The following is a 23,837-nucleotide window of genomic DNA, read 5'->3' as shown; positions in this document are numbered from 1 at the left end:
CATGCCCAACGTGCTGCTCGTCAACTCCAACTGCCGCACCGGAGCCCGGCTCCTGCAGGACCGCCCCGACGTCCGGCTCTCCGTCATCACCATCGACAAGTACCGGCACTTCTACGACCCGGGCACCGACGTCGAACTCGTCGACTCCGTGGCCGACCTCACCGGCGTACGGCTCGCCGCCCTGCGAATCCGTGAGAGGCACCCCTTCGACTGGGTTGTCGCACCCTCCGAATGGAGCGTCCAAGCCGGCGGCTACCTGCGCTCCTACCTGGGCCTGCCCGGCCCCGGATATGAGGTCGCCAACGCGTTCTCCAACAAGTTCGTGATGAAGCAGAAACTCGCAGCCGCCGGCCTGCCCGTCACCGCGTTCCGGCGGATGGAATCCCTCGACGACACGGTCGAGGCCGCCCGGCACCTCGGCTGGCCCGTCGTCGTCAAACGCGCGTGCGGCGGCGGCGCCGGTTACGTCGTCGTCATCCGCGACCCCGACCACCTGCACGACGTCTTCGCCGACGACAGCCGCGCCGCCATGCGCACCGCGCCGTTCCCTCTGCTGGCCGAACAGATGGTCGACATCGAAGCCGAATACCACTGCGACGGCGTGGTCATCGACGGTCACGTGCGGTTCGCGCCCGTGTCCCGCTACTTCGCGCCCGTCCTCGACAGTGTCGGCGGCGTCATCGGCTCGTACACCCTGCCCGACCACGACCCCGAAACCCACCTCATCGCCGACCTGCACACCCAGGTCGTCGACGCCCTCGGGCTCCGCGACGGCGTCACCCATCTCGAAGTCTTCAAGAGCCCGGACGGCTACCTCATCGGTGAGATCGCCTGCCGCCCCGGCGGCGGCGGCATCACCGCGCAGATCCGCCACCAGTACGGCATCGACCTGTGGGACACCTTCCTCGACCTCGCCACCGGCGCCGGCGTTGACATCGCCCCCGCACCCCGCGACGACCACATGATCCAGTACATGCTGCCCCGCCCCGCCGGCACCGTCACCGCCATCACCAGCCGAGAGGAACTGCTGCGCCTCGACTGCGTCGTCGACGCCACCATCACCACCCGCGTCGGCGACAACGTCAGCGGGCCGCTCGACTCGTCCGTCTACGCCGGCGTCGTGATCATGCGGGCCGCCACCCGCGGCGACATCGCCCGCAACGTCGCCGCTATCGACGCCGCCTTCCAGATCGCCGTCGCCGACGGCCGCACCACCGTCCCCAGCGGAGGCAAGGTCTAGGTACCGCCCGATGCCGATCCGGACGCGACGTACCCCGGTTAGATCTAAAGCATCAGAGGGGTGCATTACGGTCCCGGCATGGCAGTCACCATTGGTCTGACGCTCGACTCCACCGACGCTCAGGTGCTCGCCCCGTTCTGGAAGACGGCCCTGGGCTACATCGAGGAGCCGCCGCCCCCGCCGTTCACGACGCGTGAAGAGTGGCTCGCACAGTTCGACCTGCCGGAGGACGACCTTCCCGAGCATTCCGCGTGGCTGTGCGATCCCGACGGCATCGGCCCCCGCCTCTCCATCCTCAACGTCCCCGAGCCCAAGACCGCGAAGAACCGACTCCACATCGACATCCGGGTGCCGGGCCACGGCAGCCCCGACGAGCGGTGGGCGCGGATCCTCGCGGAGGCCGATCGCCTGGTGAGGTCCGGCGGGACGGTCCTGAGAGCGGACGACCGGCACCACGTGGTGATGGCCGACCCGGAGGGAAACGAGTTCTGCGTCGCGGCGTCGGCGGCGTAAATGGCGGCGGGTCGGCGCCGGCCTCGGTAACGTCGGCGGGCATGTCTGACGTCGTCGTGATTCCGGGCCGCGCATTCGGGCCGGGCGCACCCCTGCTCATGTACGCCGGCGATGTGGCCGAGACGCGCGGGGCGACGGTACACCGCCACTCGTGGTTCCAGGAGCCACCAAGCCCGGATGAGCCAGGGATCGAAGGCTGGGTGCGTGCCGAGGTCACCCCGCTGCTCGACACTGTCGGTGGTCGACCATTGCTGATCGCCAAGTCGCTTGGCACGAACGCGGCGTCGATCGCCGCCGAGAGATCCCTGCCCGCAGTGTGGCTCACACCCATCCTTACCCTGCCGGGGGTGGCCGACGCGCTGGGTCGGGCGACCGCGCCGTGCCTTCTCGTCGGCGGCACCGCTGACAAGCTGTGGGACGGCGACATCGCTCGCCGGCTGTCATCCCACGTGCTGGAGGTCGCCGGAGCGGATCACGGCATGTACGTACCGGGTCCGCTGACGGAGTCGATCGCGGTGCTCAGCCGGGTCGTGGTCGCCGTGGAAGGGTTCCTCGACGAGATCGGCTGGCCGAGCTGAGGGTCCTGGTGAGCTGAGCCGCCCAACGCTCAGCCGAATAGAGCACGGGGCCTGATAGTGCAGGCCGGGTTGCCGAGCCTGGACGGCGCAGTCGCGGCGCTGGTCGTCGGTGGCCGGGCCGGTTGAGTACGACCACCCGCAGCCGAGACACGGACATCTGTAGAATCTCTCTCACTTTCGGGCTGCCCCCGGCTCGGCTAGCAAGGACGGTGCGCTGTGCCCGTACCCACCGCCACCGGTCCCGCGACGTTCTCCCCCGCCGGCCCCGGTGACCCGCGGCTCGGCAGACGCGCCTGGACCTCACTGGTGCTGCTCGGCTTCGTCGGCCAACTGGCCTGGGCGGTCGAGAACATGTACCTCAACGTGTTCGTCCACGACACGATCACCGATGATCCGACCGCCATCGCCTCCATGGTCGCGGCGAGTGCGCTGGCCGCGACGGCGGCCACCGTGCTGATCGGAGCGATTTCCGACCGGTCCGGCCGTCGCCGGGCCTTCATCGCGGGCGGCTACCTCGCGTGGGGTGTCGCCACCGCGACATTCGGCCTGCTCACTGTGGACGCTGTTGCCGCACTGGCACCAGCGGCCGACGCGGTGCTACTGGCACTGCTCGCCGTAATCGCATTGGACTGCCTGATGTCGTTCCTCGGCTCGGGCGCCAACGACGCCGCGTTCCAGGCCTGGGTGACGGACGTGACCCGACCGGCGAACCGAGGCCGGGTGGAGTCGGTGCTGGCCGCGATGCCGCTACTGGCCATGCTCGCCGTCTTCGGCGGGTTCGACGGTCTCACCCGCGCCGGCCAGTGGCGGACGTTCTTCCTGATCGTCGGTGGGATCACCGCCGCGGTCGGGGTGCTGGCCTGGTTCCTGGTCCGCGACGAGCCCGTGCCCGTCCGTCGGGGCGAGCGCCTGCTCGGCTCGATGCTGTACGGGCTGCGCCCGGCTGCCGTACGCGCCAACCCCCGGCTCTACTTGGCGCTGGCCGCATGGTCGATCTGGGGTGTCTCGACCCAGGTCTTCCTGCCATATCTGATCATCTACCTGCAGCGCTACCTGGACATCGGTGGCTACGCCCTCGTGCTCGGCGTCGTGCTGCTCGGCGCCTCCCTCGTCAGCGTGGTCGTGGGCCGGTTCATCGACCGGATGGGCCGGGTCAGTTTCCTGCTTGCCGCCGTCGCCGTGTACGCGGCCGGTCTGTTCTCGATGTACCTGGCCCGTGGCACCGGCCAGGTGATCGCTGCCGGACTGCTGATGATGTCCGGCTTCATGCTGGTGCTGGCCCCGATCGGGGCGCTGGTACGCGACTTCTCCCCGCCGGAGCGCGCCGGCCACGTACAGGGCCTGCGCATGATCTTCGCGATCCTGCTGCCGATGGTCGTCGGGCCCTACCTCGGCGCGGCGGTCATCAACGGCACCGGTGAGACCTACACCGACCTCGGCGTGGTCAAACAGGTGCCGGCGCCGGGCATCTTCCTGGCGGCGCTGGCAGTGCTCGCCCTCATCGTCGTGCCGGTGCTGACGTTGCGCCGCCGGTACGACTCGGCGACGCGCGGATGATCCGGCCACTGCTGACCCCGTGGGGCGAGACGCTCGACCCGGACCGGCCGTTGCCGGAGTATCCCCGCCCGCAACTGGTCAGGGACAGTTACCTCAACCTCAACGGCCGCTGGCAGTACGCGATCACCGACAGCCACCAACAGCCGCAGGGGTACGACGGGGAGATCATCGTCCCGTTCTCGCCGGAGACGCCTCTCTCGGGCGTCAACCGGCAACTGCTACCGGGCCAGACACTGTGGTACAGCCGGATCTTACGACTGCCCGACGGTTTCCGGCCCGACCCGTCGGCGCGGGTGCTGTTGCACTTCGGGGCCGTCGACCAGACCTGCGAGGTTCTTGTCAACGGCACGCCGGTGGGCAGGCATACCGGCGGCTACCTGCCGTTTCACTGCGACATCACCGGTGCGTTGCACGACGATGACAACACGCTGGCCGTCGCGGTACGAGACGACACCGACACCGCTCACCACTCGCGCGGCAAGCAGCGGCTGCGCCGCGGCGGAATCTGGTACAGCCCGCAGTCCGGGATCTGGCAGACCGTCTGGGCCGAGTGCGTGCCCGCGCGGCACGTACGGCGACTCAGCCTGACCCCGCTGCTCGACGAGGGCTGCGTCGAGGTGACGGTGCACGCCGACCCAGGCGCCCTCGATGCGACGGTGACGATCCTGGCCGGCGACGACGTGGTAGGCGTGGCGCAGGCACCCGCCGGACTGCCGGTTCGCGTTCCGGTCCCTGCGGCACGGCGGTGGAGCCCCGAGGACCCGTACCTCTATGGGGTGGTTGTGGACCTGGGCGACGACCGGGTTCGCAGTTACGTCGGCATGCGCTCCTTCGGGGTCGGCCCCGCCCCGGACGGCACGCCACGGCTGCTGCTCAACGGCGCACCGTACTTCCACGCCGGCATCCTCGACCAGGGCTACTGGTCCGACGGCTGGTACACGGCCCCCTCCGACGAGGCCCTGGTCCACGACATCGCGACCATGAAGCAACTCGGCTTCACCATGCTCCGCAAGCACATCAAGATCGAGCCGGCGCGCTGGTACTACCACTGTGATCGTCTCGGCATGCTGGTCTGGCAGGACATGGTCAACGGTGGTGGCCGGTATCGGCCGCTGGTGGTCACCGCTCCGGCGGTCAGCCCGCTGCGGCTGAGCGACCGACGCCGGCGGTGGTTCGCCCGCGACGACGACGCCGGGCGCGAGCAGTTCCGGGCTGAGCTGCACGACACCGTCGAGCAGCTGCGCAACGTCGTCAGCATCGCCGTGTGGGTGCCGTTCAACGAGGGGTGGGGTCAGTTCGACGCCGCCGCGATCGCCGCCGAGGTCGCCGCACTGGACCCGACCCGCAGTGTCGACCACGCTAGCGGCTGGCACGACCAGGGCGGGGGCGACCTGCGCAGCCTGCACGTCTACTTCCGCCGCTTCCGGGTGCCGCGGCGCGGCCGCGACCACCGGGTGCTGGTGTTGTCCGAGTACGGCGGCTACACCCTTGCCGTCAGCGGGCACACGTCGACCGATCGCGAGTTCGGCTACCGCCGTTTCCGCGACGCGGCGTCGCTCGGTGCGGCTTTCCGCCGACTGCACGCCGAACAGATCGCTCCGGCGATCGCCAAAGGTTTGAGCGCCACGGTCTACACCCAACTCTCCGATGTCGAAGACGAGGTGAACGGTCTGCTCAGCTACGACCGCCGGCTGCTCAAACTGCCCGCCGAGCTGGTGGCAGAGGTCAACCGGCAGCTACGTCTCTGACGAGGGCTACCAGCGGTTACGTGCCTCCTCGGCCCAGCCGAGCAGATACGAGGTCGCTACCACCACACCAAGGCCTGCTCAGCCCGCCGGCGGTGAGTCAGCTCAGTCCGGGAAGTAGGAGCCCTGGCGCAGTTCGGGATCCGAAGGTCGATCGTTGCGGCCCGGGCATCCCCGCTCCCTCTGCCGGTAACCCGTTACGGGAGCTGGCCCGCTCGTCGCTGCGCTGCCGGTAACCCACGCCACAGACCGCGTCGGCTTCGGCGGGTCACTGCCTGCGCGGACGTTCTGATCATCGCTGCAACAGATTCGGCGACGTGCCCGCGATCTGCTCGCACAGCAGGTCAGCAGGGCTCACGCTTCTCAGGTACGGCCATCGCGCATCACACTCCTTCACTCGGACTTTGCCGCCTCGAAGGGTTTGTGCGGTGGCCGTCTCTTATCTGCGCAAGAAGCCCATCATGGACAAGTCGGGCACCACTTCCGTGGATGTAACCTGTGGCCCAGCGCACAACAGTTACATAAAAGATATGGACGGTCACTCAAAAACCGTTTCTGTAGACAGCTTTGCCCCCTTGACGAAGGAGTTCCATCGCAGTCTAATTTGGTGACCATGGAGGGAGGCCCACTCGTGGGAGCGATCCAGTCCGCCGTTCTGACGTGGCAGGGGTTCCCTCTGATCGCGGTTGACGCCACAAAGGTGCGCGCACCGCGTGGCTCGCAATGGCTGTTGCCGGTTACCGGGCTTGTGCCGTCTGCACTGCCACTGGCTTGAAGCGTTCCCGGCGTCGAAGTCACCCTCGGTGCCGGCCCCAACAGCAGTTGGCACCCGACGTTCATGCTTCGGCTCACGCCACAGTCGGGATCCCGAATAAAGCCGTCGACATCCGCCTGACAGAAGCGGCAGAACGGCCCATTATTTTGTCCCGACCAGCGCGGGTATCCCATAGCCCTGGGACGCAACGGGCCGCCCTGGTCCGTTAGATATCTCGACCCATCGGAAGGAGTCGGAGATGAGCATGAGGTTTGTGAATCGGCGGCAGTTTCTGCGTCGGCTGGGAGGTGCCCTTGCTGCCGGAGGCAGCATCGCGTTTTTTCCGGCGGGGTTCGCCTCGGCATCGCCTAAGGCCGGTCCGACATCAGGCGCTGGCCACACAGGCGGCGGGCCGGCGTACCCCGGAGACCCCGGCTTTGTCGCCACTAGGCCAGGGGAACTAGATGCCGCTAAAGCCAGTTGGGAAACGCCGGAATATGGTTACTATACCGGCCATAATCCTTCTAACCCTGGCGCTGCGGTCGATTCCCCATGGCAACTTGTCGCGGTGAACGCGTCCACCGCCTACGCCCTGGGGTACCGCGGGCAGGGCGTCGCGCTGGGCATGATGGATTCGGGCTACAGGGCTACACACGAAGCATTTCAGACCGGGCTGATCGTTCCGGTGAGAGCAGAGGGCGTCTACGGCACGTCCGGCTTCGGGTACCGAAACGCAGCAACCCCGGCGAACCCGTTTACCGCAGGCCAGCCGTTCACCGTGGCCGGTGATCAGGCGAGAACAAGTGACTACGGGCACGGGACCGGCATGCTTGGGGTCACCTCCGGCATCCGCGATGTCAAAGACCAGCACGGCATCGCCTTTGGATCGAAGATGTATGTCGCCATGACCGGCGGTTCCGACACCCAGTCCCACGGCCCCTTCCACGATTACGTGTACTGGCGTACCGCCAACAGGGCCTTGGTCGACGCGGGCGCCCAGGTCATCAACAGCAGTTGGGGATCGTATGTCCAGACTATTGACAGGACCCGCTTTGACGGCCTAGGAAACGACCTTGGAGTCAACGGCAACCTCGCCAACGCCTACCAACTGCGTGGCAAAGACAGCGCCAGCGCCACGGCAATGGCGACCATTATCCCCAACGAGTACTTGAAGGATCTGGAGTACCAGTATTTCCTCTTCAAGAAGAGCTATTCCAAAGACGGCATTCAATACAATCCGAGCTACGCCGGACGATCCTTCATGGATGCCATCTGGGACGCTATCAAGGACAGCGGTACCGTCAACGTAAGGTCGGCCGGCAACAACGACTGGAGCAACCCGTACTTCCGCCCGGCGTATCCCATCTTCAATCCCCTGGCGGAAAAGCAGTGGGTATGCGTCGGCGGGGTGCAGCCTCCCACTGCGGCCAATCCTGAATACACGAAGCAGTCCGGGTACAACGAGGCAGGGCTCGCCAAATGGTGGACCGTGTCCACTCCGTCGAACAGTGTTCGGACCACGAACAGCGGTGGTGACACCAACTATTCAAACTCGAACGGCACATCTCCGGCAACGCCAGTTGCGACAGCGGTGATGGGGGTTCTGCTCTCCCGCTATCCGAACATGGACGCCAAGCAGGTCCGTGAACTGATGTTCACCACGGCGAACAACAAGATGTCCGACGGTGTGAGGTTCCTCGGCACGGGTCAGACCTCCCCCTCCGGGGCATCCACCGCCTGGACCGCTCCCGACGGCGTTCCGGACGCGCGCTGGGGCTGGGGCATCCCCGATCTGGACAAGGGCATGTATGGCCCCGGCCAGCTCCTGGGCCCCATGACCTACAACATGGACAAGGCGCCCCTGGACGTCTGGTCGAACGACATCAGCCAGATTGCGATCAAGGAAAGGGAGCGGGAGGATCGGGAGTGGCTGGCGGCCTACAAGAAACAGGGCATCGCCTTCGCCGGTGAATTCAGCCCTAACGTACTGAGCCCGGACGGCAAGCTCAGCGAAAACGCCTTCATGCTTCAGGGCATTCTGGCTGATCCTTACGTCCAAGCCATCACCAACGGCCACCCGGAACTGTACGACAAGATTGGCTATGAGGACGCCACCAAGTGGCGTAAGGAATGGATGGACGCGCGCGCGGCCTACATTCAGAACAACATCGACAACAACCTCTACACGGCGTCTTTGATCAAGCAGGGCTCCGGGATGCTGATCATGTCGGGCCACGCCACCTACGAGGGCGGCACGACTGTGGAAGGCGGCAAGCTTTCGATCGCCGGCTCGCACGCAAGCTCGATCCACGTCAAGGGCGGCACGCTCGGCGGCAGCGGTTTCGTGGCAGGCAGCATCGACGTCGACAGCGGCGTGCTGCAGCCCGGTCTGTCGTCCGGGGAAGCGGCGTCAGCGGTGTCCATCACTCTGACCGACGTCGCGCCGGGCAACGTCCTGAACGTCGGCGGCGACGTGACCGTCAGCCGAGCGGGTCGCCTCGCCATCACCATCTCCGGCGACCACGACTACACGAGCGTGCGGGCCGCGGGTGACCTGGTGCTGAGCGGCGAACTCACCCTGGACATTCGCGCGCCCCTCACTCCCGGCACGGTACTGACGATCATGAGCGGCGACTCGATCAGGGGCAACTTCCATTCCCTGCCGGAACGGCGGGTCCTGAACGCGGGCCACCACATGTTCAGGGTGTCCTACCAGGGCGGCGACATGACGCTGACCGCCCTGCGGACGCTGCCCGGGGCACGGTCCGGCGGCGCCTAGCCGCACGTAACCTGGCCAGCCAGGCTCAGGTTCACCTGAGGCTGGCTGGCCAGGCCTTCGCCCAACGTGAGAGGTGGTTCTTGCCGTCGCGGTAGGACTTGAGGAACATCGCTGCCTGTTCGCTCGTCCACGACTGCCCTTGCGCTTGTGCAGTGGTGGCAGCGTCGTCAACGCGGCCGCGCCTGTCCTGCTCCAATACTCGATCGCGGCTCGTAAGCTGCGGTTTCGCGGGTCGGGCCCATGGTGGATGGTCGCGCACCGTCAGGCGTGGCTTCCCGGGGCATCTCTGCCGCGCCCTTGTCCCTCGCCGTAGCGAGACGTCCCGCCCAGCGCCTGGGGTCCCCCGGATCCTGGCCATTCACGTACCGTGGTCCTACCTTGCCGTGGCGGGCGCAGCACGGAAAGCGTTGACCGAGCAGGAAGCCGGGGGGCGAATGCAGCAGGGCAGCAGGCATGAACGCCTCAAGCTGGCGAGTCTGGACTTCCTGGGCGACGATTCCGCCTTGCGCGAGCAGGCCAATCGTGTGTTGCGCGAGACGGAACGTGAGCTGCGCCCCGAGGAGTGCTCCGGGGCGGACCAGACCGGCTCCGTCCGGATCATGGTCGACACCCAGCGAGAGGTTTCAGCTGTCACGATCGCTCGCGACTGGCGCAGCCAGTTCGGCCCCAGTGGGTTCGCCGATGCGCTCTTCGAGGCGTATGTCGCCGCCGTGCAGACTGCCCTCGAATTGGCGGCGCTCCTCCGTCTGCAGGCGGAGGAGAAAGGTCCCGCAGCGCCGGAACAGGAGCCGCGCGACAGGAGTCCCGAGCGGGACGTCGACGAATACACGTGGCTGCGCGACACCTGGCAGACGCTGCACGACCTTGACGAGGAGCTGGACGCCGCGACTCGCCTGTCCGGGTTGAAGGGCGAGTCCAGCATGTCGAGCCCCAACGGCTGCCTGACGTTGCACATCCGCGGAGGCGGCATCACCGGCATCACCGGTGACGTCAGGTGGATCGCACGGGCAGACGTGGATCAGTTGCAGTTCGAAGCCCGTTCCCTCTTCCGCGCGTTCGCGCTGGCCAGCGCCGGACGGACTGGATCGTGAGGCAGTGAGATGGCTGAACTGAACGTCATCACCGACTCGCTACGCGATGAGGGAGGTAAGTGGCTGTCGCTGTCGGACCGGGTCGCTGCCATCAAGGTCGCCGCGGAGCAGCTGCACCTCGACCCGTCGGCCTTCTTCATCGGTGACGCGAACGTCCTCATCCACTCACTGGCATACAGGGACTTCCACACCTTCATGGTCGCCGTTCTGAATGGGGCGGTGACCGAGTTCGAACAGGTGGGCGAGGCCCTGCGGCACATCGCCGACGAGTACGACCGGGCCGACGAGGTCGTCTCACTCGACCTCAACAAGATCTACAAGGCCTAGCGACCCCACCGCGCGACGTTCGGAGAGGGCACGGAGCACCACATGCAGCCAGGCACCACTGATCTCGAGTACGGGGAACCGTTCAACAAGGCGTTCGACCACATCCGCGCCGGCATCGACACGGCGATCGCCAAGTTCAACGAGATCGTCGAGCAGGTACAGCAGTGGAAGTGGCTCCTCGGACCCGCAGCACTCTTGTGGATCAAGCACAGCCTGGACAGCACCAAAACGGCACTGAACGCCGTCCTCGACCGCGTCGAGCAGGCCTTGGAGCATCAACTGCCGGTGCTCTCGCTGATCGAGGTCAGCTTCCGCTGGGTCAACGACGTGAAGACCCCGGTCTCCGACCTTTCTTCCGCCACCACCGACCCAGCGAACGAGAACCTGCCCAAGTGGACCGGCGACGCCGCGAGTGCCTACAGCGCCAAGGCACTCAAGCAGAAAGCCGCAGTCGACGAGTCCGTCGTCAAGTCGGAGTTCATCAGCCAGTGGCTGTTCACGATCGCCAAGGCGAACGTCGACTACGCCGTCGAACTCGCGAAGATCGTCACGGGGCTGGTCGGCAAACTGGCGCAGGCGGCGTCCGAAGGGGCAACTGTCATCGACCTACCGTGGGCCATCTCCACCCTCGCCGAATCGGTCGGAGACCTCGTCACCGCCGGCCTGGACATTCTGCTCACCATCGGCCAGCGCTTCGTCGACGCGCTGGGCAACATCCGAGACATCGCCACGCAGGTCGGCGACCACTCGAAGCTACCCGGTGGGCGGTGGCCCGAGGCCGTCCGAGGATGACCAACGGGCGCATCACACAGTGGGTACGGCCGCCTGGGTCGCCTTGAGCAACGTCAGCGCCTTCGATGCGAGTGTTTCGGTGGCGGCGTACGAGGTTCCGCCGACGGCCAGCCAGACTTTCACCACCAGGTTGCCCGTGCGCGCGCGGACCATATACTCGGCGTACTTGAAGCCGGGCTCGGAGCGCCTGGTGAAGGCTTCCGCTTCGTCGCCCACACCGGTGATGCCGCCGGCTGGAGTCATCACCGTCACCTGCGCCGTGGCCCGGTAGAGCAGCCGAGCCTCCTGCTCGCTGACCGGCGTGGACGCCTCCACCCGCAGGTTCGCCTGATGCCCGTCCTTCGTCCGCATCTCGAACAGACACGCCGCACCCGGCTGCCCCAGCGGCGGCTTCGGATCGGTGCGGGCCACCGTCAGGGACAACTCCGCCAACGGCCGAAGATCAGTACGCTTGCACAACTCCAGATCCTGAGCGCGATAGACGGGGCCGGCCGATGCGGTGGGCGCGGTGGAGGCAACACTGCTCGTGGCCGGCCCGGCGGTCGGCGCACCCGCAGGGGCCGAGGCACCGTCGCAGGCGGCAGTGGCGAACACCGCAACGAGCGCCACGACAAGACGAGAAGCACCGGCCGACGCAGACACGTCTCGAACATACCGGCTGCGAAGCTGGCAGACTGCCCGAGCGACGAGCCACTATGGTGCCGGGTATGACCGCCGCAGAGACGCCGGAGCAAATCGCCCGGACCCGCATGGTCACCGCCCGGGGGGTCCTGCAGGGCCACGCCGATCTTCGGACGTACCCCTATCGCCTCTTGGCCGTGGTCTCCCATCACGGCATCGGCGGCGACAAGGTCAGCGAGGCGGTTGCTGCCGCCGAGGTCCTCGGCCAGTTCGGCTGGGACCTCGTCAACATCTCGGAATTCGCCTCCAACAAGGTCGTCTACGCCTTCCTGCGGAGACGATGACGAGATCCAGCACAGTGATACCCAGCCGAGTCGATGGTGCGGCACGGTGTCGTCGAGGGCGAAGCGGGCCGCGATCCGCCGGGACTCAGTGCACGCCTCGGTGTATTCGGCGACCACGTCGGCGATCATCTCGTCCTCGGTGACCTGCCAGCTGGCGCCATCGCCGCGGGAGTTCCCGCTGAACTGTTCGCGGGGCTGTTGAGCAACGTTGATCTGCGCCAGGCCGATCTGTTCTGCCTGGTCCAGTGCGGCCAGCAGGTGCACCTGGGCCCCGGTCGGCCCACTGCCGCGCAGTGTCTTGCCGTCGACCCCGATCACTCGCCTGCCGGCCCCGGTCAGAACCGCCCGGCTGAGCGGCCAGCGCCACACCGCAGCATCGAGGGCGCCGGCGTCGATACCGGTCAGTACCCGGGACAGGGTGCTGTCGTCAGGCACCCGCTGGGCAACGGTGAACGCGTCGCGGGTTTGCACCGAGACGATCCCACGCCGCGTCCGGCAGGTCGGCGGCCCATTTGACGGTCTCCATGACGCGGCTCGATCCCGAAACCACCGCCGCGATCGCGATCGCGAGCAGTCCCGGCAGCGGATGGATCCGGCCGCCGGCGTCCCGTGGGTCCGGAACCCGGGCGAGGGCCTGCAGCAACCCTGGCGTGTCCTGTTCGGACAGCGGCAAAATTCGCCGCTGCACCGATCGCAACTCCTGCGTGACAAGACGCCTTTGATAAACAGCGTAAGTCCCAGCTACCGGAACTACATTGATCGATGCCTTGACTCCATGCGCCGCCCTGCTCATGATTTACTGCGGCGGTTCAACAGTTAGGGTCAATGTGATGACGCAGGTAGAGCCACCGGCAGGAGGCCCCACATCAGCCGTCACTCTCAGCGAGCCTGAAAAAAATGGCGGACTCGCGCGTGCCAGTTCAGGCACGAGGGATTGGCTGACACGTGGGGCCCATCGGCGGGAACTGAGCATCGCGAGCCTCGGTTCAGTGCTCCTCGCTGTCGCGATGATCTGGCTGATTCCGCCGTACGCGGTTCGCGTGGTGACTGCCGGCGCCAAGACTGTGCCGATCGCCGACCCGGCCCACACCATCGTCGGTGACGTGGGTGACCCGACGGCCCAAGCATGGCTGGTGGGATGGGGTGGCCACGCACTTACCAACGGTCTGCGTGGCCTGTGGGACACCAACGCTTTTTATCCCGACAAGTACGGCCTAGCCCTGAACGACAGCCTGCTCGGCTATGCCCCGGCAGGGCTGATAGGCAACGGTGTAGTCGGCGCCGTGCTGCGCTACAACATCCTGTTCGTGCTGGCTTTCGCGCTCGCCTTCCTCGGCGGCTACGCGCTCCTGCGCCAACTTGGCGCGAATAAGGTCGCCGCCGCAGTAGCCGGGGCCGCCCTCGCCTACGCGCCCTGGCGCTACGGCCACGACGGCCATCTGAATATTCTCTCCACCGGTGGTATCACTCTGGCCCTGGCGATGCTGGCGCGCGGCCACGGACTCTCGTTCACACGCGGCTACCTTGCCGAACGAGTCCGGCCGGGATGGGCGTTCGCTGGCTGGCTCGTCGCGGCCTGGCAGGTCAGCCTAGGCTTCGGCGTGGGGCTGGGATTCGTATACGTCCTCGCCGCCCTCTGCCTGATCACACTGATAGCCTGGCTGATCCACCGCCCACGCCTTGGCCTCCGGCTGATCGTCGGTGATCTGATCGGCGGGCTGGTCTTCACCGCAGTGACCGGATACTTCGCGTACGCGTACCAACACGTGCGTGAGCTCAACCCACATGTCACCCGGGACTGGGACTACGTCGCGTACTTCTCCCCGACACTGCGCGGACTTCTCGTGGCGCCGCAGTCCTCGCTGCCCTGGGGCACCCTGCACAACGACGCCCGCACCGCTCTTGGTGGCATACCGACTGAGAAAGTGCTGCTGTGCGGGTATGCACTGTATGCACTGGCCTTCGCCGGCCTGTTCCTATCCCGCTGGTCACCGGTGCAACGGCTTCTGCTGCTGTTTGGGGCGGTCGTCGGAGTGTTGTTCGCGCTGGGCACGAACGGGCCGATCTACCGCCTGCTCTATCTTTACGTGCCCGGGTTCGATGGATCCCGTACACCAGGCCGGTTGATCTTGTGGCCCACTCTCTGCCTGGCCATTCTCGCGGCCGGCCTCGTTACCCACCTGGCCGACGTGGCTCGCAGGGGCGCCAAGCCGAAATGGTCGGTGGGAGCGGCACGGCTACTGACCGTTCCGTTGCTGGTCCTCGTGCTAGCTGAGGGCCTGCCTGACCTGGGCCACCCCCAAACCCCAGCCAAACCGGCCGCGATGGCGCTAGCCTCCGCGCACGCTCCGATCATGGTCTTGCCGTCCGACGACAGCGTCGACCTCAACGTCCTACTTTGGTCGACCGACGGTTTTCCCGCCATGGTCAACGGTGCGGCCAGCTACACCACACCCAACCGTCAGGCGATCCGCGACGTTATGGCGACCTTCCCCAGCGAGCCGGCCTTGGATCGGTTGCACCAGCTCGGCATCCGCAGCGTCGTCCTGCTGCGCAACCGACTCCAAGGCACGCCATACGAACCATTGCTTAACATCCCCGACGTACCCGGCATCACCCGCCACGACGTCGGGTCAGACGTGGTTTACACCATCGACACCAACACGAAGTGATGTTGGGCGTGTCCTCGCCGTGGTGCTTCGGCCTGGCCGGCATCCAGGACGAAGACCTGATCCGTATCACCGGGACCCGGTGGGCGATCGAGGAGTGCTTCCAGACCGCCAAGACCGAGGTCGGCCTGGACCACTACCAGGTGCGTCGATACGACGCTGCTACCGCCACATAAGGCTCGTTCTGTGCGCCCACGCCTACCTCGCCGTCACCGCCGCCCACGCCAAAAACGGGGTGCCGAATCCGATCACGGCCTCATACCCCTCACCCTGGGCGAGGTCCGACGTCTCCTGGCACACCTGATCACCACCAACCGACCCGTCGACCACACACATCGATGGCCACGATGGCAACGCCGACACCAATACCGCGCCAAAGCAGCCCACTACCAGCGAAGACTCCAACTCCACCAGGTACGGCTGGAGTACTACGGCCAGGAACAGGGGTGGCCAACTGGCGGTCCTGCCGCAAATCGAAGGCTCATCCGGCCGCCCGATGCAGCGACAGCCGCGACATCTCCAGCGCTTGACGCGCAATCAAGAGCAGAACTGCCGCTCCATCCAGGACGCAGATGAGGCGACAGGTCAGAGCGTTGTGCAGCAGGTGACGATGGCGCCACCGTCGCGCAGGCGACCGGCCGCCTCGGGCGACGACGAAGGGGCCTCGAACGTTGGTGCGGTGCATCCGGTCGAACTCGTCGAGGTCAAGTTCGGCGACCGGCTGGAGGACCATGGTGCCGGCGGCGTTCACGACCACGTCGACACCGCCGAACGACAGTCCGCCCACCTCGACTCACGGCGCCTGAACCTCCCGCCGGACGACCCCCGCACACCGCTGATCTGGCGCATCCGGGTGGACGACCTGAAGCGCACCCTCGACCAGCTCGACCTGCTGGAGTCGTCCGTTCCCAGCCTCGCTGGACGTCTCGACCGCACCCGAATCGCCGTGGCCGGCCACTCGTGGGGCGCCCAGACGGCGAGCACCCTGCTGGGTGCCCGAGTCCTCGACGCCGACGGCAACCCTGGAGAGGACATGTCCGACCCACGGATCAAGGCCGGGGTCCTGCTGGCCGTGACCGGCCGGGGCGGAGCCGATCTCTCCCCGTTCGCGGCCGAGCACTTTTCCCTTCATGAGCCCGAGCTTCGCGGACATGACCACCCCGACCCTCGTCGTCGCTGGCGACCGGGACGACTCCCCGTTGTCGGTCCGCGGCCCGGACTGGTTCACCGACGCGTACCACCTGAGCCCGGGCAGCAAGAGCCTGCTCACCCTGTTCGGAGCGGAGCACTCCCTCGGCGGCGTCTCCGACTACGAAGCCAAGGAGACGACTGACGAGAGCCCCGACAGGGTTGCACTGATCCAGCGGCTCACGTGGGCCTACCTTCGGGACGCCCTCGGACTCAAGGACTCCACCTGGCCAGCACCGGTCGAGAGCACCCTGGGCCGCCTCGAATCCAGGTAGAGGCGCGCCGGAACGTCCTCGGGTCGAAAGGCGTCAGCCGGCTCTGGCCACCACGGCCAGCGCCGGCTCGCGCGCAGCTCGGCGAGGTGGGTCGCCATCCGGAGCAACCGCACTGCCGACGCAGAAAGCAAGGAGAGCACCTGGCGAGCCGCATCAGCTACGGCCTGGGGTCCCCCATAGTTTGGTTTCAATGCACCCGTCCGGAGGATGTGATCCGTCTCACCTTCCGCGAGGCTATCGCTACCCAACGAAACGATAGCTTCGATGCCGCTGCTGGTTGCGGAAGGGGTTGGTCCGGTGGGGGGTTCCAGACCGGCGATAGCATCAGTTACCTACCTGATCCTGGCGGCACTCCTGGTTGCCGTAGCCGTCGTGGACGGGCTCGCCGGATGGCTGATGCCATCCACGCCGGACCGTCCAGTGTGGCTTGACGAATCGGCGGCACGGATTGGCGCGATGGTACTCGCGCTGGTTCTCATTTGGCGGGCACGACGGGCGGCAAAGCGTCACTGGAGGACGCAGCAGCGCTTCCAGGAGGCCCCGGGCAAGCCGACGATCGATCCGGGGGACCGGAAGACGGCCGACCGGGAGATCATCGAGGCGATGGTCCGGGTCAGCAAGAAGTACCCGAGCTCGTCGATCCGGCTGTTCGGGCAGATGCTGGTGGAGCCCGGCCGTTACCAGGTACGAGTGACCGACGAAGTTGAGCCGGTTGGGGAATGCCTTCGCGTCACCGTGTCGACGACGTACACCAGTTCACTGGACGACCTGTCCGAATTGAGACGCCAGGCGGGCGAGCCTGCGATCCCGACCCAACGGCAGTCCGTCGCCACAACCATGATGAGTTCCGCCCACCCGTCGTCGAGGTCAGCGGAAGGGATTGATTCCGACAACAACGCCGGTGGCAGCGGCGCGCCGACGGCGGTGTTGACGAGGACCAGTAATCAGAACGGCGCGGAGCCGACCTTCATCCTCGTGCCCATGATCACCGCCACAAAGGGCACCATGATGGACAACGTGGATACCTCTGACGGTGGAGGCAGCGCTCTACCGTTCCTGTCCCAGGAAGATGCGCGAGGCGTGGTGGCGCACGTTCTGCAGGCCGAGTTCGAGAAGACCTTCGGCCAAAACCACCGTTCGGTGCTCTACGCGTTGCTGCGGCTCGTTTTCCGGCAGGGTCGCGTACGCCTCGCGGACGCCCACACGTACTTCGACCGGGCGGTGGCATCGGTACGGGAGAACGCCGACGAGAAGCAGCTGACGAAGCTGCGGCGAATCTGTGCTTTCCTGGTGCGCAACTACGTCATCGTCGCTGAGGCGCCCCCACCGACGGGCTACAAATGGGTCCTCCGGTACACGAAGACGATCCCGGTGTACGGGCGCGTGGACACCCGCGGACGTCGGCGTCGCGTCAAATACGGCCTGCAACCGAATTCATTCGTCATCCCGCTCAACCTGCCATTCACCACCAACAGCTATCACTTTCGAATGAACGCCGGGCCTAACAGCTACGTGAAGGCGCATTACGTCCAGTCCGCGAAGACGGGCAGCACCATTCACCAGGACGAGATCAAGAAGATGAGTAACCTGGCCTACCTACGGGTTCGTCACCATCAGGCCCTGCCGTACGCGCACCTGTACACGCGGCGCTTCGACACCTGCAAACCGAAGGATCTGGTCATGCAGATCATCTTCGACGAGGTTCCACCTGGAGCACTCGGGCTCACGCGTTGGCTGGCCACCCTGTCCGCGTTCGTGATCACCATGCTCGCATTCGTCGTTCCCAGCAACGGAGGGGACGTGTCCGGGGATGTCCTGGCCTTCCTCCTGGCGATCTCCCCAGTCGCCGCCAGCTTCGTCGGATACTCGATGGAAAAACTTCAGCGGTCCTCGCTGACAACTTTCGTCGGTCTGCTCATCACCGGCCTGACCTCAGTCGCCACCGCCATCCTGTACGTCAGGGAGGCCCCCGAGCAGATGATCAGGGAAGTTGGCCCTCCGGTGCTGGATCCATTGCTCGGTCACCTTTCCGTCAACGTGGGCGTGTTGTTCGTCGGCCTCGCCGCGATCATGAACGCGATGTATCTACGCTGGCGACTCAAGGACGAGTTGACTCATTACCTCCAACTCCTGACGGCCAAGAACACCACGGCGAGGATGTTCCGATGACCGACGCGCACCGGGGAGAGGAAGCGCCGACGACCCCATTTGGCCTTGACTCCGGAGATCCAGACGACCTGATCCTGGACCTGGACGAGAAGTCGGGTGTTGGCCACGTGCTGCTGAAGTCGCTGCCGTACAACGCCGTTGTCGCATATCGCGGAGAGCCGACGGCGTCCGAGCGGGCGATGCTGTCCTGGCACATGACTGACAAGGAGCGGTATGAGTTTGCGGCCAACGTGGAGCGCGTCAGCAACCGACTGCGCCACATGACCCAGCAGGAAACTGAGGACTTTCTGACCGCGTTGGACGAGGAGACCAGGCGGCTGAACCTGGACCTTGAGATCCGCAGCGAAGATGTGCCGGGCTCCCAGGACGGTGCAGCCGCTTCGCCCGCAGCGGAGCCGTCCGCCAACCCCTCACGCCACAGCGGGAGCGGTCCGCTCCACAAATTGAACCCGACCAGGTTCCTGCCCGGCCTACTGGCTCGCCGTAGCGACCGCGTCGCCGAAGGCTGAATCTGGCGCGCTCCCGCCGCACTCTCCGATGGCGGCGAGGTGGATGGTGGCTTCGCGCCCCACTCCCCCACCATCGGGGACGTCCCATCACCAAACAGCGTGCGCCTACCCGTCGACTGGCCTACCGCAGGCAAGGGGTTCGTGTCGGTGGGACCGCGACCACGAATCCATGGTCGTCGTCCGGCAAGACCTACAGCTGGCACCCAGATAACCCCCGATGCCGATGCCGCGCGCCGTTGGGGTTCGGTTCGTGTACGAGGGGCGACACGAGGCCATTGCCCCACCGCCGATGACGCTCAGCACAACTCTCAAGCTCACGCACGTCTAGCTGTGATGGTGCTATTCGGCTCGCCGAAGAGGTCACACGCAGAAGTGCCTGTACAGCGGGCGCCGGCTGGCTCATACCGCCCGTCCGTGCCTTTGCCGACCACACGTTCAAGCCCAGCAGCAACAGTTCGATCTAGCTACCGATCTTCCTCGTGACGACCGTCGTTCAACCTGGCTTACCAGAGCTGTCCCGGTCGGACCTTGCGCTGATGCTGTATCTGTTGAGGCGTGGGTATCCATCCCGAGACGAACGTACTGCCCCCGCTCTACTCCCAACTGTCGGGCGTACTGGCGGGCTTCGCGCTTGCCGGATTCTCCATCTTCCTTGCGGCAGATGATCTTCCGCCGCGAGCCGGAAGCGTCAGTGCAGCGTTGTTCTCCTCATTCGTATCGTTCGTATTACTCGCAGTCTTATACACGACACTGGCCGACGACCCGTCGTCCGCCAGAAGGGCCGTCGGGCTGAACATCTACGGCCTTCCGTTCGGACTGGCCATCGTTAACCTCGTATATACCCTGACGCTCGTGGCCACAGATCGACCCGCTCTGACTGCCACTGTTAACATCGGCCGCTTGCTCGTCGTCGTATTCGGGCCAGTCATCGTCATGTCGCGGCTGGTAGTTGCGGCACAGAAAGTGCCCATCTACCCCGGCCAGGGCCAACTGAGCCTTAGGCTAGGCTGGTCCTTGACGGCGGCGCAGTTGCTCGTGGGCGTCGTAGCAATAGTTGCCGCAGCGATGCTCGACTCGATGCCAAGCCTCGGCGTACTTCCCGCCTTCTTCGGCTTGGGAGCGGCGACACTGGTGGGTCTTCTGTCAGCCTTCGTGCATGCTCAACATTCGGAAGTAAGAATTCGTCCAGCCCACCTGCACGCATTTCTTGCGTCGTCATTTGCCGCCCTGTCCGGCTTTGCCGTGCTGACGGCCCTTGCCCTGTAGAGCACCTCTCGAACGACGGTCGGCCAGAGGGGTCGTACTGCGGTTTCTAAGGATGTCTCGTAACCCCGTGAAGGCGTTGCCTGGCAACGGTGCTGGTGTCACCTCGCGAGGATGATGTTGTGGATATGGGCGACCCACGGAAGCGGTGGAGGTCAATGCGCTGGCGGCGCGGCGGCAGTCGCGCAGGATCTTGAAGGAGATCGTGCGCGCCCCGGCCGACGAACAGCCGGCGCCACCCCGCAGCCGGTCGAAGACGATCACAGTACGAGTGCGCTTGCCTACACGCGATCCGGCAACTGCCCGGCCAAGCAGGACGCAAGCGGCTTGGGGCGCCCGCGGCCACCCGGGGAGCCGATGGCCGGCCGGGGCGGTTGTCGTCAGCCGGCCAGGAATCCCGCAACTGGGCGCAAGCGGTTCAGCAGGTTGGCCGAACGGCCGTACTGGACCAGGTCCCGGTCGAACCCTGCGTGCCGCTGCTGCATTGCCTGCACGCCCGGGTCGGCTTGGAAGCCGCGGTAGGTGGAGAACATGGCGCTGGCGCGCTGGGCGGCCAGCAGCCCGATCAGCACGGAGTTGCTCACCTCGACGACGTAGGCGGACCAGCCGGACTGGCGCCGGTGGAGGGTGCGGCTGTCCGAGAGACCCCATGAGCGGGCGTGCGCAACCCCGGAGAGCAGGTCGTAGAGGGCGGGCTGATCGCTGAATGTGCCGGGTACCAATGCACTGACCTTAGTGCTGGTCGGGATTTCGTCGCCGCCGCGGACCACCCGCACCGCGTCGTCGGATTCGAACCGGTGGTTGGTCCTGGTGGACAGCCAGGCACCGACGAGCCCTTCGGCGCTGCCGTGCCGATCGAGATCGTCGAGCGCATACGGCGCCACCAGGCGGCCCAGGCGGGTGGCGAGGTCCGGCGGCAAGGCGAGGCCCAGGTTGGCGTACCGCTGTGAGACCTCCGTCAACCGATGCGCTTGGTGCCGTTGCCGCATCCGGCAACGATGGACCTACGGTTGTCGATCAAGGATGGCTGTTGCCGCGTCCACCCCGAACGGCTGACACCTCGTGCCGGGCGAGGTCGGCGAAGCGCCCCACCGCCTCCCGGCTGGCAACGTCGCTGGCCTTCAGCTCATCGAGGCTCGCCGCCCGCTTGATCGCGTGCGTGGCCTCCCGCGCCCGCTCCGCGCGGGCCGCGATCTCCCGGTCGCCCGCGACCAGCACCACCTGGAAGTACGCTGCCCAGACCGCGCTGCGCAGCGTGTACACGTGCTCGGCCTCGGCGCCCGCGCGGCCCTCGTGCTCTAGCAGCCACCGGTCCATGAGCGCGCTGCGGTAGTTCATCGTCACCGCGGCGAACGTGCGGTACGCATCCAGACGGGCGTCGTGCACCTTCGCCGAGGCGGTGTTGCGGCGCTGCAGCAGCTGCGTGAGCAGGGCACCGATGACCGTCCCGGCCAACGCCCCTGCGACGCCGACGAGCACGGGGATCATCGATTCACGGTACCGGACCGCCGGCGCCGGCAGCGGCTCAAGAGGAGCGGAAATTCATGATGCCGGTCAGGTCGGTGACGATCCGCACCGCCGCGCCCAGGCGGCGACGATGACCCGCGTGCGGCGCAGCAGTCCGGCCCCGGCCGAGCAGATGATCGCGGCTCTCACCCCCGCGCCCGCCCGCCACAGCCACCGCTGCCCCGGCTACCTTCACCTCCTACCGGGCCTGACCAGGCCGAGCCGTACCTAGAGGCCGGCCAGCTGGACCCGTTCGGCCCCATCTCGGCCCGGCCGCTGCTACACCAGCTGGGCTGGCCACCCGGACACCGCATCACGTTCGACATCGCACACGGCACCATCACGGCCACATCCAGCCCGGCCGGACAGCACACCATGGGCGCCTCCGGTCTTCTCGCCATCCCGGCGCCGATCCGGCAGCTGTGTCACCTGACCGCCGGCGACCTCGTCGTCCTCGTCGCCCAACCCGGCCGTGACCTGCTGCTGATCCATCCAGCCCGCACCGTCGCCCGGCTCCTCGCCGACCCGTTCGCCGCCGGCGATGCCGGCTGACCGCGAGCGGCTCGACGCGGCCTGGACGGCCCTGGCCGGGCTCGGCGTCACCCTCGCCGACCTGCAACGCGACGCCCGACCGGCGCTGCCCACGTTTACCGACTATCTGCCACAGGTGCCCGCCGCAACCGGCCCGGGCGTGCTGCTCGCCTACTGCAGCTGGATCGGGTGGGGATAGCCGGCAAGCCGAGGCGTGGCGGCGGAAACACCCCTGCGGTCAGAGGGAGCGACTACTCGCCCTCGCCGACGTCCGACCGCATCGACCACCAGCACGAGGGACTTGAACCCCATACAGCCTCCTGTCGAGCCTCGTTCAGGGCTTGTCATTACTTGTCAAAACCCCTTGTTACCATCCGTCACCAAATCGGGCTTGCCATTGGTTGTCATAAATAGGCGCTGAGCTGCACAGAAACGATCAGACACTAGCCGCTTCTTGTCACTGATTGTCAACGGCAGATGGGGGTTTTCGGGGGGTAAACGGGGGCCGGCCGACATGACAGCGCTGCGTCCCACCCGCCCCGCTCCACCACCATCGGGGACGTGCCGTCACCAGGAAACAGCGTGCGCCTGTCCGTCGCGACTCGCCTACTCGGGCAAGGGGTTGGTGTCGGTGGATCGCCACGGACTCATGGCCCACGTGGGATACGCCTTATCGGCGCCATCCCGCCCAGCTGAAGATCAGCCCACCTTGACGGGTCCCGGGCCAGGCGTTCGGGACCCGTGTTTACGCACGAGCCCTCTCAGCCGGACGCGCCTCCGCGACCCGACGTGGTGCGCGCTCATGCCGAGTTGAGTGCTCCCTGACAAGGGCTTGGGGCATGGCTACGTTAGGGCCCATGACGACGACCTGGGGCCGGTTTGCCGGCGTCACGATAGATTGCCAAGACCCACAGAAGCTGGCTGACTTCTGGTCCGCCGTGCTCAGCGGCCGGGTGATGGAATCCCTACCCGGCTGGCGGCGAGTCATCGTCACCGACGGCGGGCCGGTGTTGACGTTCCAACCGGTACCGGAGCCCAAGGTCGGCAAGGCGCGTCTGCACTTGGACATCGCTGTCGCCGACGCTGGTCAAGCGATGGACCGGATCGGGACGCTGGGCGGCCGGTGGACCGGCGAACGGCACGACTACCCGGAAGGCGCGGTATTGGTAATGGCCGACCCGGAGAGCAACGAGTTCTGCGTCGTGCAGCATTACCAAAAATGACGTCCCGGCGGCACGGCCGGCGAAAGAACGCGCACATCTGGCACCCCTCTGTGTCAAGAGGCCGCGGTGAGGGCTGTTCTAGGCTGGGGTGTGGCGGGTCCGGGAAGTGACTTTTCCGAAGTGTCGATCTCGGGGTTCAGGTCGGCCGCGCTGGATTGCAGAG

The 23,837-nt window shown here is 66.4% G+C and carries 21 protein-coding genes and 5 pseudogenes; 19 read left to right on the top strand and 7 right to left on the bottom strand.

Translation table 11 applies throughout. The features are described from left to right. Position 1 precedes the first annotated feature (1 nt). The 5 genes from KBX46_RS12775 (at position 2) to KBX46_RS12755 (ending at position 5,636) form a co-directional block, all read left to right on the top strand. A complete protein-coding gene (locus KBX46_RS12775; RefSeq protein ID WP_247667469.1) occupies positions 2–1,240 on the top strand; it encodes an ATP-grasp domain-containing protein in 1,239 nt (412 codons plus the stop codon). 78 nt (positions 1,241–1,318) lie between these two features. Beyond that, positions 1,319–1,753: a VOC family protein gene (locus tag KBX46_RS12770; RefSeq protein WP_210792645.1), complete on the top strand. Its 435-nt coding sequence runs from the start codon at positions 1,319–1,321 to the stop codon at positions 1,751–1,753. Between the two features lie 41 nt (positions 1,754–1,794). Further along, positions 1,795–2,331, top strand: a complete 537-nt coding sequence (locus KBX46_RS12765) for an alpha/beta hydrolase (RefSeq protein WP_210792644.1) — start codon at positions 1,795–1,797, stop codon at positions 2,329–2,331. A 216-nt stretch (positions 2,332–2,547) separates the two neighbouring features. Then, positions 2,548–3,888, top strand: coding sequence for an MFS transporter (locus tag KBX46_RS12760; RefSeq protein WP_308159482.1), 1,341 nt, complete (start codon positions 2,548–2,550; stop codon positions 3,886–3,888). Further along, positions 3,885–5,636 carry a glycoside hydrolase family 2 protein gene (locus tag KBX46_RS12755; protein WP_210792643.1) on the top strand — a complete coding sequence of 584 codons (1,752 nt, stop codon included), beginning with the start codon at positions 3,885–3,887 and terminating at the stop codon, positions 5,634–5,636. Before KBX46_RS12760 ends, KBX46_RS12755 begins: the two co-directional genes overlap by 4 nt. 36 nt (positions 5,637–5,672) lie before the next feature. Here KBX46_RS12755 and KBX46_RS32495 read toward each other — a convergent pair. After that, a pseudogene (locus KBX46_RS32495) lies at positions 5,673–5,898 on the bottom strand (transposase); the annotation flags it as partial. A 1,057-nt stretch (positions 5,899–6,955) separates the two neighbouring features. On the opposite strand from KBX46_RS32495, the gene KBX46_RS12750 reads away from it, so the two are divergent. The 4 genes from KBX46_RS12750 to KBX46_RS12735 all read left to right on the top strand — a co-directional run bounded on the left by KBX46_RS12750 (position 6,956) and on the right by KBX46_RS12735 (position 11,376). Next, positions 6,956–9,166 (top strand): S8 family serine peptidase, encoded by a 2,211-nt coding sequence (locus KBX46_RS12750; protein ID WP_210792642.1) that lies wholly within the window; start codon positions 6,956–6,958, stop codon positions 9,164–9,166. 407 nt (positions 9,167–9,573) lie between these two features. Next, on the top strand, positions 9,574–10,257 hold the full coding sequence (locus tag KBX46_RS12745) for a hypothetical protein (RefSeq protein ID WP_210792641.1): 684 nt from the start codon (positions 9,574–9,576) through the stop codon (positions 10,255–10,257). 9 nt (positions 10,258–10,266) lie between these two features. Continuing rightward, a complete protein-coding gene (locus KBX46_RS12740) occupies positions 10,267–10,584 on the top strand; it encodes a hypothetical protein (protein WP_210792640.1) in 318 nt (105 codons plus the stop codon). 42 nt (positions 10,585–10,626) lie between these two features. Next, positions 10,627–11,376: a hypothetical protein gene (locus tag KBX46_RS12735; RefSeq protein ID WP_210792639.1), complete on the top strand. Its 750-nt coding sequence runs from the start codon at positions 10,627–10,629 to the stop codon at positions 11,374–11,376. A 12-nt stretch (positions 11,377–11,388) separates the two neighbouring features. On the opposite strand, the gene KBX46_RS12730 is transcribed toward KBX46_RS12735, so the two are convergent. After that, positions 11,389–12,018 (bottom strand): hypothetical protein, encoded by a 630-nt coding sequence (locus KBX46_RS12730; RefSeq protein ID WP_247667457.1) that lies wholly within the window; start codon positions 12,016–12,018, stop codon positions 11,389–11,391. Positions 12,019–12,083: 65 nt separating this feature from the next. Between KBX46_RS12730 and KBX46_RS12725 the strand changes: the two genes are divergently transcribed. Next, positions 12,084–12,341, top strand: a complete 258-nt coding sequence (locus tag KBX46_RS12725) for a transcriptional regulator (protein WP_099852337.1) — start codon at positions 12,084–12,086, stop codon at positions 12,339–12,341. Between the two features lie 63 nt (positions 12,342–12,404). Here KBX46_RS12725 and KBX46_RS33120 read toward each other — a convergent pair. Beyond that, positions 12,405–12,605: pseudogene (locus KBX46_RS33120) on the bottom strand (hypothetical protein); the annotation flags it as partial. A 163-nt stretch (positions 12,606–12,768) separates the two neighbouring features. Beyond that, positions 12,769–13,134 carry a transposase family protein gene (locus KBX46_RS33290; RefSeq protein ID WP_374224964.1) on the bottom strand — a complete coding sequence of 122 codons (366 nt, stop codon included), beginning with the start codon at positions 13,132–13,134 and terminating at the stop codon, positions 12,769–12,771. A 214-nt stretch (positions 13,135–13,348) separates the two neighbouring features. On the opposite strand from KBX46_RS33290, the gene KBX46_RS12710 reads away from it, so the two are divergent. Both KBX46_RS12710 and KBX46_RS33285 read left to right on the top strand, forming a co-directional pair. Next, complete coding sequence (locus KBX46_RS12710; RefSeq protein ID WP_247667456.1) at positions 13,349–15,013, top strand: hypothetical protein; 1,665 nt, start codon at positions 13,349–13,351, stop codon at positions 15,011–15,013. A gap of 62 nt (positions 15,014–15,075) precedes the next feature. After that, positions 15,076–15,195, top strand: a pseudogene (locus tag KBX46_RS33285) (IS701 family transposase); the annotation flags it as partial. Positions 15,196–15,613: 418 nt separating this feature from the next. Here the strand turns inward: KBX46_RS33285 and KBX46_RS12700 are convergent. Next, positions 15,614–15,782 (bottom strand): annotated as a pseudogene (locus KBX46_RS12700) (SDR family oxidoreductase); the annotation flags it as partial. 3 nt (positions 15,783–15,785) lie between these two features. Between KBX46_RS12700 and KBX46_RS12695 the strand changes: the two are divergent. The 4 genes and pseudogenes from KBX46_RS12695 to KBX46_RS12680 all read left to right on the top strand — a co-directional run. Beyond that, positions 15,786–16,473 (top strand): annotated as a pseudogene (locus KBX46_RS12695) (alpha/beta hydrolase family protein); the annotation flags it as partial. Between the two features lie 264 nt (positions 16,474–16,737). Further along, a complete protein-coding gene (locus KBX46_RS12690) occupies positions 16,738–18,642 on the top strand; it encodes a hypothetical protein (protein WP_210792636.1) in 1,905 nt (634 codons plus the stop codon). Next, a complete protein-coding gene (locus KBX46_RS12685; RefSeq protein WP_210792635.1) occupies positions 18,639–19,151 on the top strand; it encodes a hypothetical protein in 513 nt (170 codons plus the stop codon). The genes KBX46_RS12690 and KBX46_RS12685 overlap by 4 nt, the downstream gene beginning before the upstream one ends. Positions 19,152–19,706: 555 nt before the next feature. Beyond that, a complete protein-coding gene (locus KBX46_RS12680) occupies positions 19,707–20,417 on the top strand; it encodes a hypothetical protein (protein WP_210792634.1) in 711 nt (236 codons plus the stop codon). A 377-nt stretch (positions 20,418–20,794) separates the two neighbouring features. Here KBX46_RS12680 and KBX46_RS12675 read toward each other — a convergent pair whose 3' ends face one another. Further along, the gene (locus KBX46_RS12675) at positions 20,795–21,403 is read right to left on the bottom strand and encodes a hypothetical protein (protein ID WP_210792633.1); all 609 of its coding nucleotides are present in this window, start codon (positions 21,401–21,403) and stop codon (positions 20,795–20,797) included. Positions 21,404–21,431: 28 nt separating this feature from the next. Next, positions 21,432–21,902, bottom strand: a complete 471-nt coding sequence (locus KBX46_RS12670) for a hypothetical protein (protein ID WP_210792632.1) — start codon at positions 21,900–21,902, stop codon at positions 21,432–21,434. A gap of 393 nt (positions 21,903–22,295) precedes the next feature. Between KBX46_RS12670 and KBX46_RS12665 the strand changes: the two genes are divergently transcribed. The 3 genes from KBX46_RS12665 (at position 22,296) to KBX46_RS12655 (ending at position 23,674) form a co-directional block, all read left to right on the top strand. Continuing rightward, positions 22,296–22,472 (top strand): AbrB/MazE/SpoVT family DNA-binding domain-containing protein, encoded by a 177-nt coding sequence (locus tag KBX46_RS12665; RefSeq protein WP_210792631.1) that lies wholly within the window; start codon positions 22,296–22,298, stop codon positions 22,470–22,472. Next, complete coding sequence (locus KBX46_RS12660) at positions 22,462–22,650, top strand: hypothetical protein (RefSeq protein WP_210792630.1); 189 nt, start codon at positions 22,462–22,464, stop codon at positions 22,648–22,650. Before KBX46_RS12665 ends, KBX46_RS12660 begins: the two co-directional genes overlap by 11 nt. 658 nt (positions 22,651–23,308) lie before the next feature. Continuing rightward, positions 23,309–23,674 (top strand): VOC family protein, encoded by a 366-nt coding sequence (locus KBX46_RS12655; protein ID WP_210792629.1) that lies wholly within the window; start codon positions 23,309–23,311, stop codon positions 23,672–23,674. Positions 23,675–23,837 lie beyond the last annotated feature (163 nt).

This window comes from Micromonospora sp. C81, assembly GCF_018070425.1.
GTDB classification, from domain to species: Bacteria; Actinomycetota; Actinomycetes; order Mycobacteriales; family Micromonosporaceae; genus Micromonospora; species Micromonospora zamorensis.
The sequence above is the reverse complement of the archived record's forward strand: the minus strand, read 5'-3'. Positions and strand labels throughout refer to the sequence as shown.